This is a genomic window from Leptospira selangorensis, from assembly GCF_004769405.1.
GTDB classification, from domain to species: Bacteria; Spirochaetota; Leptospiria; order Leptospirales; family Leptospiraceae; genus Leptospira_B; species Leptospira_B selangorensis.
Genome location: NZ_RQES01000001.1, coordinates 38,275 through 51,894, shown reverse-complemented (window position 1 = coordinate 51,894; position 13,620 = coordinate 38,275). Strand labels below are relative to the sequence as shown.

Sequence of the window (13,620 nt, the reverse complement as noted above, 5' to 3'; positions counted from 1 at the left end):
GACGATGAAACCATCATCGGAGATGACAATGGCATTTGATATAGATATGATTCGTGCCCGGTATGAAAAACTCGGGAACCTGGTTAAAAAAGCCAGAGAAGTGGTCGGCAGACCTCTCACTCTGACCGAAAAAATCCTTTATTCTCACCTTTGGGAAGGAACTCCTTCCTCCAATTTTGAAAGAGGAAAATCTTACGTTGATTTTGCACCGGACCGCGTTGCAATGCAGGACGCAACTGCGCAGATGGCCTTATTACAATTTATGTCCGCAGGTAGAAGTAAGGTAGCAGTTCCTTCCACCGTACACTGTGACCACTTGATCACAGCAAAAATCGGTTCCTCTACAGACTTAGCAACTGCCTCTACCGAAAACAAAGAAGTTTACGACTTTCTTTCTTCTGTTTCCAACAAATACGGGATTGGATTTTGGAAACCCGGAGCTGGAATCATCCACCAGGTAGTATTAGAAAATTATGCATTCCCTGGAGGAATGATGATCGGAACCGATTCTCACACTGTAAACGCAGGTGGATTGGGAATGGTGGCGATCGGGGTCGGTGGAGCCGATGCTTGCGACGTTATGGCCGGCCTTCCTTGGGAGCTCAAATGGCCGAAACTGATTGGAGTGAAACTCACCGGGAAGTTGAATGGTTGGACTTCTGCTAAAGACGTTATTTTAAAAGTAGCTGGAATTCTTACTGTAAAAGGTGGAACAGGCGCGATCGTAGAATACTTCGGTGAAGGAGCTTCTTCTCTTTCCTGTACAGGAAAAGGAACCATAGCCAATATGGGAGCCGAAATTGGAGCAACTACTTCTACATTCTCTTATGATGAGTCTATGGAAAGATATCTCCGTTCTACTAATAGAGCCGAGATCGCTGATTTAGCAAATGGAGTGAAGGAACACCTCACCGCAGACCCAGAAGTTTATGCAAATCCTGATAAATTTTTCGACCAAGTGATCGAGATCAATCTTTCCGAATTAGAACCACATTTGAACGGACCTTTCACTCCTGACTTAGCTACTCCTATTTCTAAAATGAAAGAAGAAGCTCAGAAGAATGGATGGCCGACTAAAGTAGAAGTAGGTTTGATCGGTTCTTGTACAAACTCTTCTTATGAGGATATCGCTCGCGCAGCTTCCCTTGCAAACCAGGCTGCAGAAAAATCCCTAAAACCTAAGGCAGAGTTTACGATCACTCCTGGTTCTGAGTTAGTTCGCTTTACGATAGAAAGAGATGGGTTTATTAAAGTTTTCGAAAAGATCGGAGCAAAAGTTTTTGCAAACGCTTGCGGCCCTTGTATCGGAATGTGGTCCAGGGTAGGAGCGGATAAGAAGGAGAAGAACACAATCGTTCACTCTTTCAATCGTAACTTCCAATCTAGGAACGACGGTAATCCGAACACTTTTGCATTTGTGGGTTCTCCGGAGCTTGTAACTGCGCTTGCGATTGCGGGAGATCTTACTTTCGATCCGAACAAAGACACTCTTACCAATGAAAAAGGGGAGAAGGTTAAATTGGATCCTCCGAATGGAGACGAGCTTCCTAAAAAAGGATTCGATGTAAAAGATGCCGGTTACCAAGCTCCTGCTGCTGATGGTTCCGGCGTGCAAGTAGTTGTAGATCCTAAGTCCAATCGTCTACAATTGCTCGCTCCATTCACTAAATGGGAAGGCACTGATCTAAAAGGATTGAACCTTCTTATCAAAGTAAAAGGAAAATGTACGACTGACCATATCTCTATGGCGGGTCCATGGTTGAAATTCAGAGGGCATTTGGATAATATTTCCAATAACCTTCTGATTGGAGCTACAAACATCTTCAACGAGAAGATCAATAGTGTGAAGAACCAATTGGACGGATCTTACGACGAGGTTCCTAAAGTTCAACGCCAGTACAAAGCACAAGGGATCGGTTCTATAGTAATCGGCGACGAAAACTATGGAGAAGGTTCTTCTAGAGAACATGCTGCTATGGAGCCAAGATTCTTGGGTGTAAGAGCGGTTCTTGTAAAATCATTTGCTCGTATCCACGAAACAAATTTGAAAAAGCAAGGGATGCTTGCTTTGACATTTGCGGATAAGGCGGACTACGATAAGATTAAAGAAGACGATAAGATCGATATTATCGGACTTACTGGTTTTAAGGAAGGAACTCCTCTTACTTTAGTTTTGAATCATAAAGATGGAAGTAAGGACGAATTTCAAGTGAACCACACTTATAATGCTCAGCAGATTGAATGGTTTAAGGCAGGAAGCGCTTTGAATTTGATCGGCGGCAAAAAGTAAAATTTTTCTGAAGAAAGCCGAGGCTTGTGTAAAAGCGGTCTCGGCTTTTTTATTTGGAATCCGGTTTTAGACCTTTCTGTAAGATCCTCACCATTTCCTTGATAGTTGCTTTGATTTCCGATTCCGGAATTTTATAAACCACTTGAGCCATAAATCCTAACGCAAAGGTTAAAGAAGAAATTCCAAATGCTACCGACTTTAGATCCGCTTTCGGATCAATCTCTCCTCCCTTCTTGAATTTTTCCAGTTCATGGATCATTTCAGGGAGAGCCTTTGTATAAATTTTAGTTTGGATAATTCTGCTAACGTCCGGATCTAAGATGATCCTGCTGACTGCGACTTTCATAAAGTCTGAATAATGTTTAAAATCGGAACATCTTTCCGTAATGGACTCGACTAAGGCCTCATCCAAATGAAGTTGTTTGGTCTCCTCTTCTTTTTTTCCTGTAGCTGAATCGCCCAGGTCGTCGGTTCGAGTTAGGATTGCTTCTAAAAGTCCCTTCTTCCCGCCGAAGTAACGCATTATAAGAGCCTCGTTAGCTCCCGCAGTTTTGGCGATATCCTTAGTGGTCGCCGCGTCATATCCTTTTTTGGCAAAAACTTGTATCCCCGCCTTCATCAAAGCGGTCTCAGTTGCCTTTCGGTCTCTTTTTTTCGGGCCTTTATTAGAACCGTGGGCACCCGCTTTGGATACCTTACTTTTTTTGACCTTCTTCTTAGGGGTTCGAACCATCTAACTGCCTATATGGGATGTATCCCGACCTTCGACTAATCAGCCAAGCGCATTTTTACTTTTTAGATCCACTTTACTCTTGCTTGTTCCGTTTATTTTTACAATATGGTGATAAGTAAGTAAATGATTACATCAGGACTTTTTGATCCATTCGGATCGAGACTCCGTAAAAAAGGGAACTTTCTTCAAATTTATGGTTTGGAATTCGTTTTTTAAAAAAAGCTTAAATGGAGATAGAATATTCGTTTCTCTGCTCGTTTTGTTAAACGTATTCCTTCTTCTTCCTGGATCCGGAGGAAATGCTCTCTTAACCCAAGGGGATGAAGCGATGCATATCGCTACAATCCGAGAAAGTTTAGCCTCTTCTTCCTATCTTTTCCCTAAATTTGAAGGCGTTTTAAATCTCTACAAGCCGCCAGCACTGTTTTGGCTCGGAATTTTTTCGGATAACCTTTTTGGTGTCAGCTTTTTTGCGGAAAGATTTCCTTCCTTTTTACTCTTTTTCGGGTCCTCTGTTCTAATTTACTTAGGGATTAGAAGAGCAGGTGGGAGTCCTAAACTAGCCTTTGCAATTTCTTCTGCTTATACTTTGACTTTGGGAGTATTCAAATTCTCTCGTTTGGTGATGATGGAATCTTTACTGACCTTCTTCATTATCTTGGTCTCAGTCACTATTTTAGAATTCAGGCTCTCTAAAAATCGGATCTGGTTACTTGTAGGAGGCTTTTTCTCCGGAATTGCAATTCTAATCAAAGGTCCTGTATTCCAAGTGTATAGTGGGATCATTTTAGGATCTTATTCCATTATTGGAATATTCCTTCTTCACTCAAATGGGGGATGGGCAGGCAAAAAAAGAATAGGGAAGGAACTCCTCTCCCATATCATCTTCCATTTTTCTTCTTTGATCGTTCCAGCGATTTGGATACTGGTCCTTCTTTCGTATTCAGAATTAGGAAAAGAATTTCTAACGATCTTTTTATTCACGGAAAACCTCGGAAAATTCTCAGCAGCCACGGCTAATCAATCTGAATGGATTATCCCGATCGGATTTTTACTCTATAGTTTCCCTTTCAGCCTCGCTGTTTTCTTCGGATTCTATTCTAAATTATTACAGAAGCCAAAGTCCTTGAGAGAAGTTGTCGGGAGTTCCTACCTTTGGGCAATCCTTACTATCTGCTTGGTTCATTTGGCTCCGAATCGTAAGGATTTTTACTACCTTCTTCCTTTGATCCCCTTGGCTTTTTTGGGAATCGGATTATTCTTCATTCGGAAAAAGGAATATCAATTCTCGAAACTTCTATCTTTAAACTATTTCTTCTGTTTCGGGGTCAGCGCCTTGGTTTTGGCTGCGATGTGGGGTTTTGAAATTCTTCTGGGCCAAAATATCTGGGCGGAATTACTATTCACAGTATTCTTACTTTTGATCTTTATATGGAGGAGAAGGATCCGAGCGCAAAAGTCAGGAGTTCCTTCCACCACCGCATTGAATCTAATACTCGCGGCTGGTTTGCTCTCTTATATCCAATTTTCCATTCTCCCCAGAGTGAACCTAAGTGAGGTTCCGGAAAATGGACCATTCACCAGTGCGAAACAGATTTGTATAGTTTCAGAAAATCCTTGGACAGCACTTACTTTTAGAAATGCGCTTCCAGGTGCTGAGATCATTCACTCTGTTCCAGGTGCGGATCGAAATTGTGTGGATGGAATTAGATATTTGGTCTTCTTCCAGGAACAAGTCCCTATTCCGTCGGGGTATCAACTTCTACAGACACAAACTGTTTGGAAAAGAGATGTTACCCTGAAGGAACTCCTGAGCCCAACTCAGGGAAAAGAATACGTATACTTTTATGAGCCCTCTCGGAATAAGAATTCCGAATTGGAGAGTCGATGAGCCCATTCCCTTTCAGAAAAATTTTCCCTTATCTTCCCATTTTCGTTTTGGGCCTGGCCGTGGGCACATTTATCGCTTTCAAATATTCCAGAGGGACTGTGGTTCAGTCCGGTATGGAGTGGGAAGGAAAAGAGATTTGTCTGGATTATTGCGATAATCTTGCGAAATGTACTAAGAAAGAATTACCCCAGACTTCCGAAGACCAATTATATAAGGTGGAAAATTCCTGCCTAAGAGGTTGCCGAAAACATTTCGATAAGATGCAGGTATGTCTTCAGCCCGAGAAGATGGCAAGCTGTTCCGAATTGACTTCTTGTTTGTTCGGAGAATTAAAAAAGTATTATTAAAACTTTCTTAATACTCTCCCTTCCAGAAACGATTTACCTTTTTCACGTAATCTTTCGTTTCTTTATAAGGAGGGATTCCGTCGTATTTTTGGACCGCTCCTGGGCCGGCATTATAAGCTGCGATTGCCATATCGGAATTTCCGAACTTTTTCATCATATCCGCTAGGAACTTAGTCCCACCTGCGATATTTTCTTCCGGATCAAATGGATTCTCCACTCCTAAAATATCCGCGGTCCCTGGCATAAGTTGCATCAAGCCGATCGCACCTTTAGAAGAAACCGCATTCGGTTTAAAATTGGATTCTGCCTTGATCACGGATTTGACCAGGTTCGGATCTAAATGATTTTTATAAGATTCCCTTTCTATAATACTGCTTAGATCACTAGGAGTCGGATCATTCTCCTGGGAGAAAATCCCTTTCATTTTGGAATCCAACTCTTGGGAAAATTCTGACTCTATCTTTTTAGGTGTAGGATCTCCGTCCTGAGCGGGAGGTTTCGGCTGAAATCTCTCTGTGATTCCCTGGATTTCTTCCATTCTGGAGACAATTCTGCGATAAGATTCTAGATCATCTAACTTCATATAGTCCTCAGGAGTTCCTACCTAAGCCGAAATGGCTAATCTTCACACCCTTATTATGTCTCTCGGACGAAAACTTGGATCCGTTTAGTCTTTTTTGCAGGTTTTAGAGAGGAAATCCAAGGGTTTCTTGAAAAAACCCGGCGCCTAAGAACGATAGACCGCGTGATAGAAATAGAGATAGTCACAACCCCAAGGCTCACAGCTTTCCCGGTCTTCCTGGCTTTCAGCAGGGGATACTTTGAAGAAGAAGATGTACTCGTCAGAGTCAGAGCACTCAAAAGTTATGAGGCAGTACTTGCTCACTTGAGAGAAGGTAGGGCAGAAGCAGGAGAAATTCCTTTCACTGCATGGGCTCATCAGCAGCTCAAAAAAACTTCTCCTAATTGGACTTTTTATAGAGGGGTCATTTTATCTTGTTTGGTGCACGGGTTTTATTCAGCATCTTATATGGAAGCCGAGTCCATCCGAGACTCATATCATAGTTTTTTACCAATCTTACATCCTTATTCCTTAGATAGATTCGTAGCGGAGGAATTTTTTCGCTCCGAAAACTATCATCGCAGAAAACCTGTACCTTATCTTACCACAAGACCTACGTTACTCGCTCATGAGTTCATTCGTGCGGAGTGTTTAGGTGCTGCGGCTTCTCTCCAAGAGTATCCATTTTTTGGGGAGAAGGGTTACTGTCTCACGGTGGAAAATGAGATCCCTCCTTATTACTTACCTACGAATATGCTCGCATTCACAGGAAGATTCGCTTCTAAATTTCCGGAAGAAGCAAATAGAGTTTCCAGAGCGATTAAAAAGGCAATGGAAGACCTGGCTAATCATGTCGCTTACGAAGGAGATTCTTTTGTAGCGGATTGGGTAGGTCCTTGTCCTTGGAAGCCGGGAGAACTGGATGGATTTTATAGAAGGCCGGTCCCTGAGCTTGGAAAAATTTTATCCGGAATGCCTGCATTAGAAGATGTACGTTTCGTGATGGAAATGTACGGAAAAACTTTCCCAGGTATGGACGGTGGAAAGAAAATTTTAGAAAATCTGGCTCATTCAGTCGCGGATAATCCTTTTCCTAAATTTCCTTCTTCGATCAAACAAACAAATTCGAAACTTTATAATAGTTATTATTCAAATGGAAAATCCAAGTTCGGGAATATCGTAAAAGATATCTCTCCGCTCAGAAGTTTAGTTTCCGAGATGAAAGAATTGGCTCTTTCTCTCTTTTTAGGAAGAAGAGAAGTTTCATTGGATACACAACTTCCTAAAAGTCCTTACCTTTTCATACGTTCCACTGTGAATGCAATATTAGATTATTTGAATCAAGAGATCCGGGATATCGAAGAAAAGAACAAAAGGCTTTCTGAAGACAACTATCTATTGGAAACTAGGTTGGATATAAGCGATCTAAAACGCCAAACTACCGAAGAAAGATACCGTTATATGTTCGAGTTTGCGACTGACGCGATGATCATTGTAAATGCCGACACAAGAATGATCGTGGATGCAAACAGAAGATTCAGGGAAGTATCGGGATACCAAACTTCCGAGATCAAAAATATCAGACTTGCGAGAGTTCTTCCCGACATTCTAGAACAAACAGAATTGAAATCTCCCGGTGGAAAGGATCAAAACATGACCTTTATTCCGGAAGCAGGACTGATCCTAAAAGACGGTACAAAATTTTCAGTGGGCCTAAGTGTTACCGGTTTTAGCGCGGAAACCAAAAGATTTTATCAGATCCAAGTGAATGATAATGCATTAATTTTGGAATCAGAGAAGATCAAACATGAGTTTATATCCAATATATCTCATGAACTTAGATCTCCTATGACGAATATCCAAGGATATTTCGACCTTCTATTTGTGGATGAACAACTTCCTTTAAATGAAGATCAGAAGGGAATGACGGATGTGATCCGTAAAAATGTGAGAAGGCTGAACTTCTTAATAGATAACCTTCTACAATTGGAGAAAAAGGAATCTCAAACTTCAGAGGAGATGTACGAAATTTTCGATCCGTCAACCGTGATTGAAGAAGTTCTTTATATCAATTCTCCTTCTGCTTCCGAAAGCGGCCTGACAGTGACTACCAATCTTTCCGAAAATTTGAAATTGAAAGGGGTAAGATTCGAGTTCTCTCAGATCATCACGAATTTTTTTGTGAACGCGATAAAATATACTGAAAAAGGCGGGATCGATGTTTCTCTTAAAAAGACCGCGGATAAAAAACTAGAGGTTCGATTTACGGACACAGGGATAGGTATAGATCCTAAATATAAAGAACTGATCTTCGAAAGATTTTTTAGGATACCGGACCAAAGGAATAGAACTGTGGGCGGTACTGGACTCGGACTTTCTATTAGTCGGACCTTAATCAATAAGATGGGAGGAGAAGTCATCGTAGAGCCGAACCAAAAAGGTGGCAGCATTTTTAAGGTGATTTTACCTTTGTATTCTGAATGAATCAAAAAAGAACGTTTCTAATCTTATCCATACTAATCGTTTCCTTGATCGGGATTTTTTATCTGCTATTCCCGGGAACTTCTACAACAGAAAACTCAAGCTACCAAGGTGGACTTTCTGAGGAGACTCTAACTAGACAGGAAAATTCCTTATTCGAGGGAGGATCCTTTTTAGATTTTTCAGGACATGTAGAAGAGACAGTATCCGGACCGATCGCAGTTACGGAAGAACCTAATTCTAAACCTAGTAGAACAAAATCTTATCTAGAAAGTTTAAGTCCGGAAGAAAGAGCCAAATTATACGATCGACTTTACGAGAAGTTCAAACCTCTCACCGAAAAATTCCCAAACAATTCTCTTATCCCTAAAAAACTTTCCGAAGAAGAGTTAGCCAAGAAAAAAGAGAACGAAGATAATTATTATAGGATCCAAAGAGAAATTTTAGAAAGAAAGGATGTCCCTAAGGAAGAAATGTCCTTCTATCTAAATGCAAAATTAAAACGATCCGACGATATGTTAGAGATCCTGAAATATGGAATGGAGAATTACCAAAAATTAGTGGGAGAAAATCCAAAAAACGCCAATCCGGAATATGAGAAACTTATAAAGGAAAGATTGGATGGGATTTCTAAGAGTAGGGAAGAAGTGATCTCCGCTCAAAAAGGAAACTGATCTTAAAGACTTTTACGTTTTCTTTTAGAACTTCTTTTGTTTTCAGGAGCTTTTGTCTTCTTTGCGGCAGGTTTTTTGGCAGAAGGTAATTTCATTTTGTTCAGAGTATGAATTAAATTCACAAGTTCTTCCGGATTCAAAACGGATAAAATAGAAATTACCTTTTGAAAGCCTACCTGTTGTAATAGATTCACTGCATTTTTAGTTCCTAAACCTTTTAGTAAGGCTGGAATTTCCGAGATGGATCTTTTACGGATCCATTCCGCACATTCTTCCGGAGTTAAAGCCTTGGTTAAAGGAACAAAATCTTTTACCGGCAAAGCCTTTGTCAGTTCCAGAAAAGAATCTATACCAATCGCATTCAAGTAAGCAATCGATGGATCAGGTCCGAGATTCATTAAGATCTCTACGATCGTTTTAGAACCTATCGTATGATTGATCTTAGAAACATCTAAAGGAGAAATAGACTCAGCTAGAAATTTCAGATCTTTTAGGCCTAGATGTTTTACATAGTACACTAGATCCGATGGGACTGTATTTTGGATCAGGTCCACAAGAGTTGTCTCTTGGATGGATTGTAAAAGAGTTACTATTTCCTGTTCGCTCAGATTTTGGCTTAAGAATAAAAGTTTTTTATGATCCACCTTTTCCGAAATGGAAAACAACGCTTCATAACCTAGGTTACGGAATAACTGGAAGGATTTTTGAGGTCCTAACTTATCCAGGTATTCTAATGCGTTTTGGATCGTGGAGATTACCTTCTTCATCCCAAGATATCCGAGAGTAGGTCCAGAACCATAGGAGAAAGAGATCTTTTAGCGTGGACCTTTCTAATATTAGACGCTGTATCTTCCGAGATTTTTCCGATCCAAAGATCCAGTTCGGGTTCTGAAAGTCCTACAAACTCTTTCAAAGTTTCTTTTCTATAATGATTCAGTAATGTGTCTCTGCTTACCGAATATAAGTTTTCCATAGCTCCACGGACTTTTTCGTCGCCTGCGATTGCTCTTCTGATCCTATCCGTTCCTGCGCCGAATCTGGAAGTTTCCAATCTTCCTAGATCGTTAAAACCTGTTTGGAAAAGGATTTTCAAAGTATTTCGGATCACCGTTTGGATCTCTTGTGTCCCGGAACCGATAGAAACAAACTCGGCGATCCTCTCCGTAAACGTAGGCAATAAAGAAGATAAAAATTGAGAGATCTGTTTTTCTAAACCGGCCGCTTGGAAAACTCCATGCAAAGGATTTATTTTTTTATGAAATTCATTTAGCACCTTCTCTAATCCTTGAGAAAAGATTGCCTGAACTTCAGGTTGATTCAGGATTCCTAGGATTAGATTTTTAGAAGGAGCAGCTTGGGTTCCTGCTATAAACTCCACAATAGAATTCATAGACTCTTCGGAAAGAAATTCATCTGCAGAAGTGTAGGGGAATGCTTTCTCTATAGGAAATTCTTCGGCTAAAACTTTTAATTTTTCCTCTGGAAGACGAACGAGCCCTAATGCAGAAGGTGAGATCGAAAGATCTTCCGGAAAAATTTCCTCTAAGCTGGATCTAAATAAAAAATGTAAACTTTTACGTATGCTGTTTTCCAAAACTCCGGGCTTGGTGATCCAATTCTCTACCCTAGTTTTACGGGAAACAAATCTTTTCCAAAATGCCAAAAGTTACTCCTCAGGCTTTGATTGTGGACCATACCGTATCCAGTTTAGGAAGATGGTACGTGAGTTGGTTTCTATGATATAAGACCAAATTTTTCTTCTTTAAATTATGAAGATCTTTTGGGATCTGAAACAATTTTTCCAAGAAAACTATATCGTTTCCTTCTAATTTTAGGAACCCCCCTTTTTTGGCCTTCTCTAAAAAGGAATCGAATGCATGTTTTAGTGCGTCTGTTTTGAATTTTTCGGAAATATAAATTTCAGGATGAGAACTTTTGATCTTCTCCGCTAAGGATAAAAGAAGTGAAAATAATTTTTCCTTACTTTCTTTGGCCTTCCCTTCGAATTTTAAGACCATATAGGAAGCTAAATTTCCTGCAGTGATAGTATATCCGCTTCCTAATTTTTCTTTTACGATTCCGGTAACTTGATCTGCATCCGCATTTTCAGGAATAGGGAATTGTTCTCCATAACCAATATGAAGTTCCGATTTTTTAGAAGAGAAATAATCATAAGTCAAAGTGAAAGAAGTAAAATTCAAATTTTTGAATTTAGTTCTAAGGAAATAGACCCCTTTTTTCACCTGCGCCATATATCCGTCTTGGTTAAACACTCCTTCCGGAAATAGAAAAAGGTTTCTTCCTTCCGAGATCCTGTCAGAAAGATAACCCCATTCTTGGTCTACCATATCTCTCAAGAGTCCTTTTTTTAGAAGTTCTCTGGCATTGTCTCTGAATGGTCTTTTGATCGGAACACAACCGATATAATCCAAATATTTAGGGATCATCCCTGATTTATCTATAAGTAAGAAGAATAGTTTTAGAAGTCCTTTCGGTTTGAATTCTTTTACTAAAAAATCTTTTCCTAATATATCTTCTCTAGCCGGGATCGCAAATTTGATAGATGGATGAATATGAGGATAAACTGCTGCGAGAGCTGGAACATCTCCTTCCCAAACATGGTTTGCCATTAGAATAGAAGGATAGGGGGCTTCTAAAATTTTTTTAGGATTACTCGCTGGGAAATGTTCTTCGAAACCATCAAAGAGTATTCCTCTTGCTTTGAATACGATCCTGATCAAAAAACTATAGGTCTTAGTAGTGTATACGGGCTGAACTTGTTTTGGAGTTTCTTTTTCTGTAATAGGGTCCATCCAGTTCCTCTTCTATTTTTATTCTGTTATTTTTTTAGGGACCGACTCGCTGATCCGAGTGGTAACTTCGTAATTAATCGTATAGGTCCAGTTTGCATGATCATCTGCTGAGATTTCTTCTTCTTTATCTTTACCTAAGATAGTGACTATATCTCCGATTTCCGCGTCATGTATATGTGTGATATCCAACATGGTCATGTTCATGCAGATCCTTCCTAGGATCTTTGCTCTTTTTCCTTTTATGAGCATGACTCCATTATTGGAAAGTTTACGGTCGAGACCTTCATAATAACCGACCGGCACAACTGCGATCCTTGTAGGCGCACTGGTTTGGTAAGTAGAACCGTAACCCACAAAACTATCTTCCGGAACGGTTTTGATATGAACAATTCTAGTTTTCCAAGAAAGAACCGAAGAAAGATTAAAATCTTTTTTGCCACTTAGATGCAAAGAAAGTCTAGTTTGTAAACTTGGCCAAAGACCGTAGAGAGAAATTCCTACTCGAACTAGATCATAATGTGCTTCCGGAAACAACATGGTAGAAGCGGAAGCACATGCATGTTTCACCAAATTTTTGAATCCGTATTTTTCTGCGAGAAGGATGGCTTCTGAAAAAGACTTCATCTGTTCTTTGGAATATTTCTGCTCTAATACATCTTCTGTACTTGCAAAATGAGTAGCAATCCCATCTAATCTCAAACCTTCCGATTTGATCTCGGAAAGTGTTCTTTCTAAGTCTTTACCGAAAAATCCCAGGCGAGCCATTCCAGTATCCACTTTCAAATGGATCTGAGGAGAAGGTTTACAATTTGTTAAAATTCTTACTTCTTCCGTGCGAGATACTATGATCCAAAAATTTGGATCTGAAATTTCGGAGGCCCTTTCTGCTAGGCCGGGAACTTCTCCCATGATTAAGATCTTAAACTCGGGGTATTTCCCACGTAGAAGTTTTGCTTCTTCTAAGGAGTTGACCCCGAAAAGATCTGCTCCTGCCTTGTGAGCGAGCTCGGCAGTTTCTAAAAGTCCGTGACCATATGCATTTGATTTGATGACTGCAGTGAGTAAGGTCTTAGGGGAGAGAAGTGCGCGAAAATTTTTCAGGTTTGCTGAGATCGCTGCTCTGGAAAGTTCTATCCAAGTTCTGTCTTTCATTCTTTGAAATTAGCGGAAGATCTCTAGTCATGAGCCCCTTTTACGGCCAGCCTGTCATTCGGATTTTTCCTTTCGACAGGAAGGAAAAAAGGGTTTCCCGAGTGGGGAAATACAAACAGACTGCCCGGGAAACGGCTAAACAAATCCTCAGGATCCCCGGATGAAACAATATAAAGTAGTACAAACTTTCCCAGTTCCCCTCCAAGATCTACTCAGAGCGAGAGAAGATAGATACAAATATTTAGATAGATTCCCAGAGTTGAAAAACGTGGAATTATTGGAGGAAAGAAAAGAGGGAAACAAAGTTTACCAAAAAAGAAAGGTAAAGTTAGCCGAATCCCTGCCAAAGGTGCTTGCTACACTTCTTTCTGATCCTTCTCTTTTAGAAGATTCCGTTTTCGATATCTCTACAAATACCCATGAGTTTACGATCGCTCCTCCGGGAAACGATTCGATTGTTACCATCAAAGGGTTCTCCGTATACAAGGAGATCAGCCCACTTGAATCAGAGAGAAGTTACGAAGTAAAAGTAAGCTCCGGAGTATTCTTAATGGGCTCTGTGATCGAAACAGTTATCGAAGAGATCCATAGACATTCTTTGGAGAAGGACAAGAACTCCATCTCCGAATTCCTGAAAAAGGGAGATTGAATTATTAAAGAAGCCATATTCTTGGCTT

12 protein-coding genes are annotated in these 13,620 nt (G+C 40.3%); 6 read left to right on the top strand and 6 right to left on the bottom strand.

All coding sequences use genetic code 11. The annotated features are described in order from the left end of the window. Nucleotides 1-28 precede the first annotated feature (28 nt). Nucleotides 29-2,290 (top strand): aconitate hydratase, encoded by a 2,262-nt coding sequence (locus EHO58_RS00265; protein ID WP_135677907.1) that lies wholly within the window; start codon nucleotides 29-31, stop codon nucleotides 2,288-2,290. A 49-nt stretch (nucleotides 2,291-2,339) separates the two neighbouring features. Here the strand turns inward: EHO58_RS00265 and EHO58_RS00260 are convergent, their stop codons facing one another. Continuing rightward, nucleotides 2,340-3,023, bottom strand: a complete 684-nt coding sequence (locus EHO58_RS00260; protein WP_135626946.1) for a TetR/AcrR family transcriptional regulator — start codon at nucleotides 3,021-3,023, stop codon at nucleotides 2,340-2,342. A gap of 193 nt (nucleotides 3,024-3,216) precedes the next feature. Between EHO58_RS00260 and EHO58_RS00255 the strand changes: the two genes are divergently transcribed. Together EHO58_RS00255 and EHO58_RS00250 are read left to right on the top strand one after the other, a co-directional pair. Beyond that, on the top strand, nucleotides 3,217-4,914 hold the full coding sequence (locus EHO58_RS00255) for an ArnT family glycosyltransferase (protein WP_135677905.1): 1,698 nt from the start codon (nucleotides 3,217-3,219) through the stop codon (nucleotides 4,912-4,914). Then, nucleotides 4,911-5,261 (top strand): Cys-rich protein, encoded by a 351-nt coding sequence (locus EHO58_RS00250; RefSeq protein WP_135626948.1) that lies wholly within the window; start codon nucleotides 4,911-4,913, stop codon nucleotides 5,259-5,261. The genes EHO58_RS00255 and EHO58_RS00250 overlap by 4 nt, the downstream gene beginning before the upstream one ends. A 7-nt stretch (nucleotides 5,262-5,268) precedes the next feature. Here the strand turns inward: EHO58_RS00250 and EHO58_RS00245 are convergent, their stop codons facing one another. Further along, nucleotides 5,269-5,844 carry a lytic transglycosylase domain-containing protein gene (locus tag EHO58_RS00245; protein ID WP_135626949.1) on the bottom strand — a complete coding sequence of 192 codons (576 nt, stop codon included), beginning with the start codon at nucleotides 5,842-5,844 and terminating at the stop codon, nucleotides 5,269-5,271. Between the two features lie 162 nt (nucleotides 5,845-6,006). Between EHO58_RS00245 and EHO58_RS00240 the strand changes: the two genes are divergently transcribed. Then, nucleotides 6,007-8,307, top strand: a complete 2,301-nt coding sequence (locus EHO58_RS00240) for a sensor histidine kinase (RefSeq protein WP_135677903.1) — start codon at nucleotides 6,007-6,009, stop codon at nucleotides 8,305-8,307. Further along, nucleotides 8,304-8,978, top strand: a complete 675-nt coding sequence (locus EHO58_RS00235) for an LIC_20245 family lipoprotein (RefSeq protein ID WP_135626951.1) — start codon at nucleotides 8,304-8,306, stop codon at nucleotides 8,976-8,978. Before EHO58_RS00240 ends, EHO58_RS00235 begins: the two co-directional genes overlap by 4 nt. Before the next feature lie 2 nt (nucleotides 8,979-8,980). Here the strand turns inward: EHO58_RS00235 and EHO58_RS00230 are convergent, their stop codons facing one another. From EHO58_RS00230 to alr, 4 genes are read right to left on the bottom strand one after another with little or no spacing between them, the layout of a single operon-like run. Beyond that, nucleotides 8,981-9,745 (bottom strand): hypothetical protein, encoded by a 765-nt coding sequence (locus EHO58_RS00230; RefSeq protein ID WP_135677901.1) that lies wholly within the window; start codon nucleotides 9,743-9,745, stop codon nucleotides 8,981-8,983. Next, entirely contained in the window at nucleotides 9,742-10,641 is a 900-nt protein-coding gene (locus EHO58_RS00225) for a hypothetical protein (protein WP_135677899.1), read from the bottom strand. The genes EHO58_RS00230 and EHO58_RS00225 overlap by 4 nt, the downstream gene beginning before the upstream one ends. 10 nt (nucleotides 10,642-10,651) lie before the next feature. Continuing rightward, nucleotides 10,652-11,791: a 1-acyl-sn-glycerol-3-phosphate acyltransferase gene (locus tag EHO58_RS00220; RefSeq protein ID WP_135677897.1), complete on the bottom strand. Its 1,140-nt coding sequence runs from the start codon at nucleotides 11,789-11,791 to the stop codon at nucleotides 10,652-10,654. Between the two features lie 18 nt (nucleotides 11,792-11,809). Beyond that, complete coding sequence (gene alr / locus EHO58_RS00215; RefSeq protein WP_135677895.1) at nucleotides 11,810-12,943, bottom strand: alanine racemase; 1,134 nt, start codon at nucleotides 12,941-12,943, stop codon at nucleotides 11,810-11,812. A 160-nt stretch (nucleotides 12,944-13,103) separates the two neighbouring features. Between alr and EHO58_RS00210 the strand changes: the two genes are divergently transcribed. Continuing rightward, the gene (locus tag EHO58_RS00210; protein WP_100710655.1) at nucleotides 13,104-13,592 is read left to right on the top strand and encodes a DUF2505 family protein; all 489 of its coding nucleotides are present in this window, start codon (nucleotides 13,104-13,106) and stop codon (nucleotides 13,590-13,592) included. Nucleotides 13,593-13,620: the final 28 nt, after the last annotated feature.

Excerpts from the sequence above, each read along its gene's own strand:
- EHO58_RS00265 (WP_135677907.1), top strand. The coding sequence starts at position 29 with ATGGCATTTGATATAGATATGATTCGTGCCCGGTATGAAAAACTCGGG.
- EHO58_RS00260 (WP_135626946.1), bottom strand. The coding sequence starts at position 3,023 with ATGGTTCGAACCCCTAAGAAGAAGGTCAAAAAAAGTAAGGTATCCAAA.
- EHO58_RS00255 (WP_135677905.1), top strand. The coding sequence starts at position 3,217 with ATGGTTTGGAATTCGTTTTTTAAAAAAAGCTTAAATGGAGATAGAATA.
- EHO58_RS00250 (WP_135626948.1), top strand. The coding sequence starts at position 4,911 with ATGAGCCCATTCCCTTTCAGAAAAATTTTCCCTTATCTTCCCATTTTC.
- EHO58_RS00245 (WP_135626949.1), bottom strand. The coding sequence starts at position 5,844 with ATGAAGTTAGATGATCTAGAATCTTATCGCAGAATTGTCTCCAGAATG.
- EHO58_RS00235 (WP_135626951.1), top strand. The coding sequence starts at position 8,304 with ATGAATCAAAAAAGAACGTTTCTAATCTTATCCATACTAATCGTTTCC.
- EHO58_RS00230 (WP_135677901.1), bottom strand. The coding sequence starts at position 9,745 with ATGAAGAAGGTAATCTCCACGATCCAAAACGCATTAGAATACCTGGAT.
- EHO58_RS00220 (WP_135677897.1), bottom strand. The coding sequence starts at position 11,791 with ATGGACCCTATTACAGAAAAAGAAACTCCAAAACAAGTTCAGCCCGTA.
- alr (WP_135677895.1), bottom strand. The coding sequence starts at position 12,943 with ATGAAAGACAGAACTTGGATAGAACTTTCCAGAGCAGCGATCTCAGCA.
- EHO58_RS00210 (WP_100710655.1), top strand. The coding sequence starts at position 13,104 with ATGAAACAATATAAAGTAGTACAAACTTTCCCAGTTCCCCTCCAAGAT.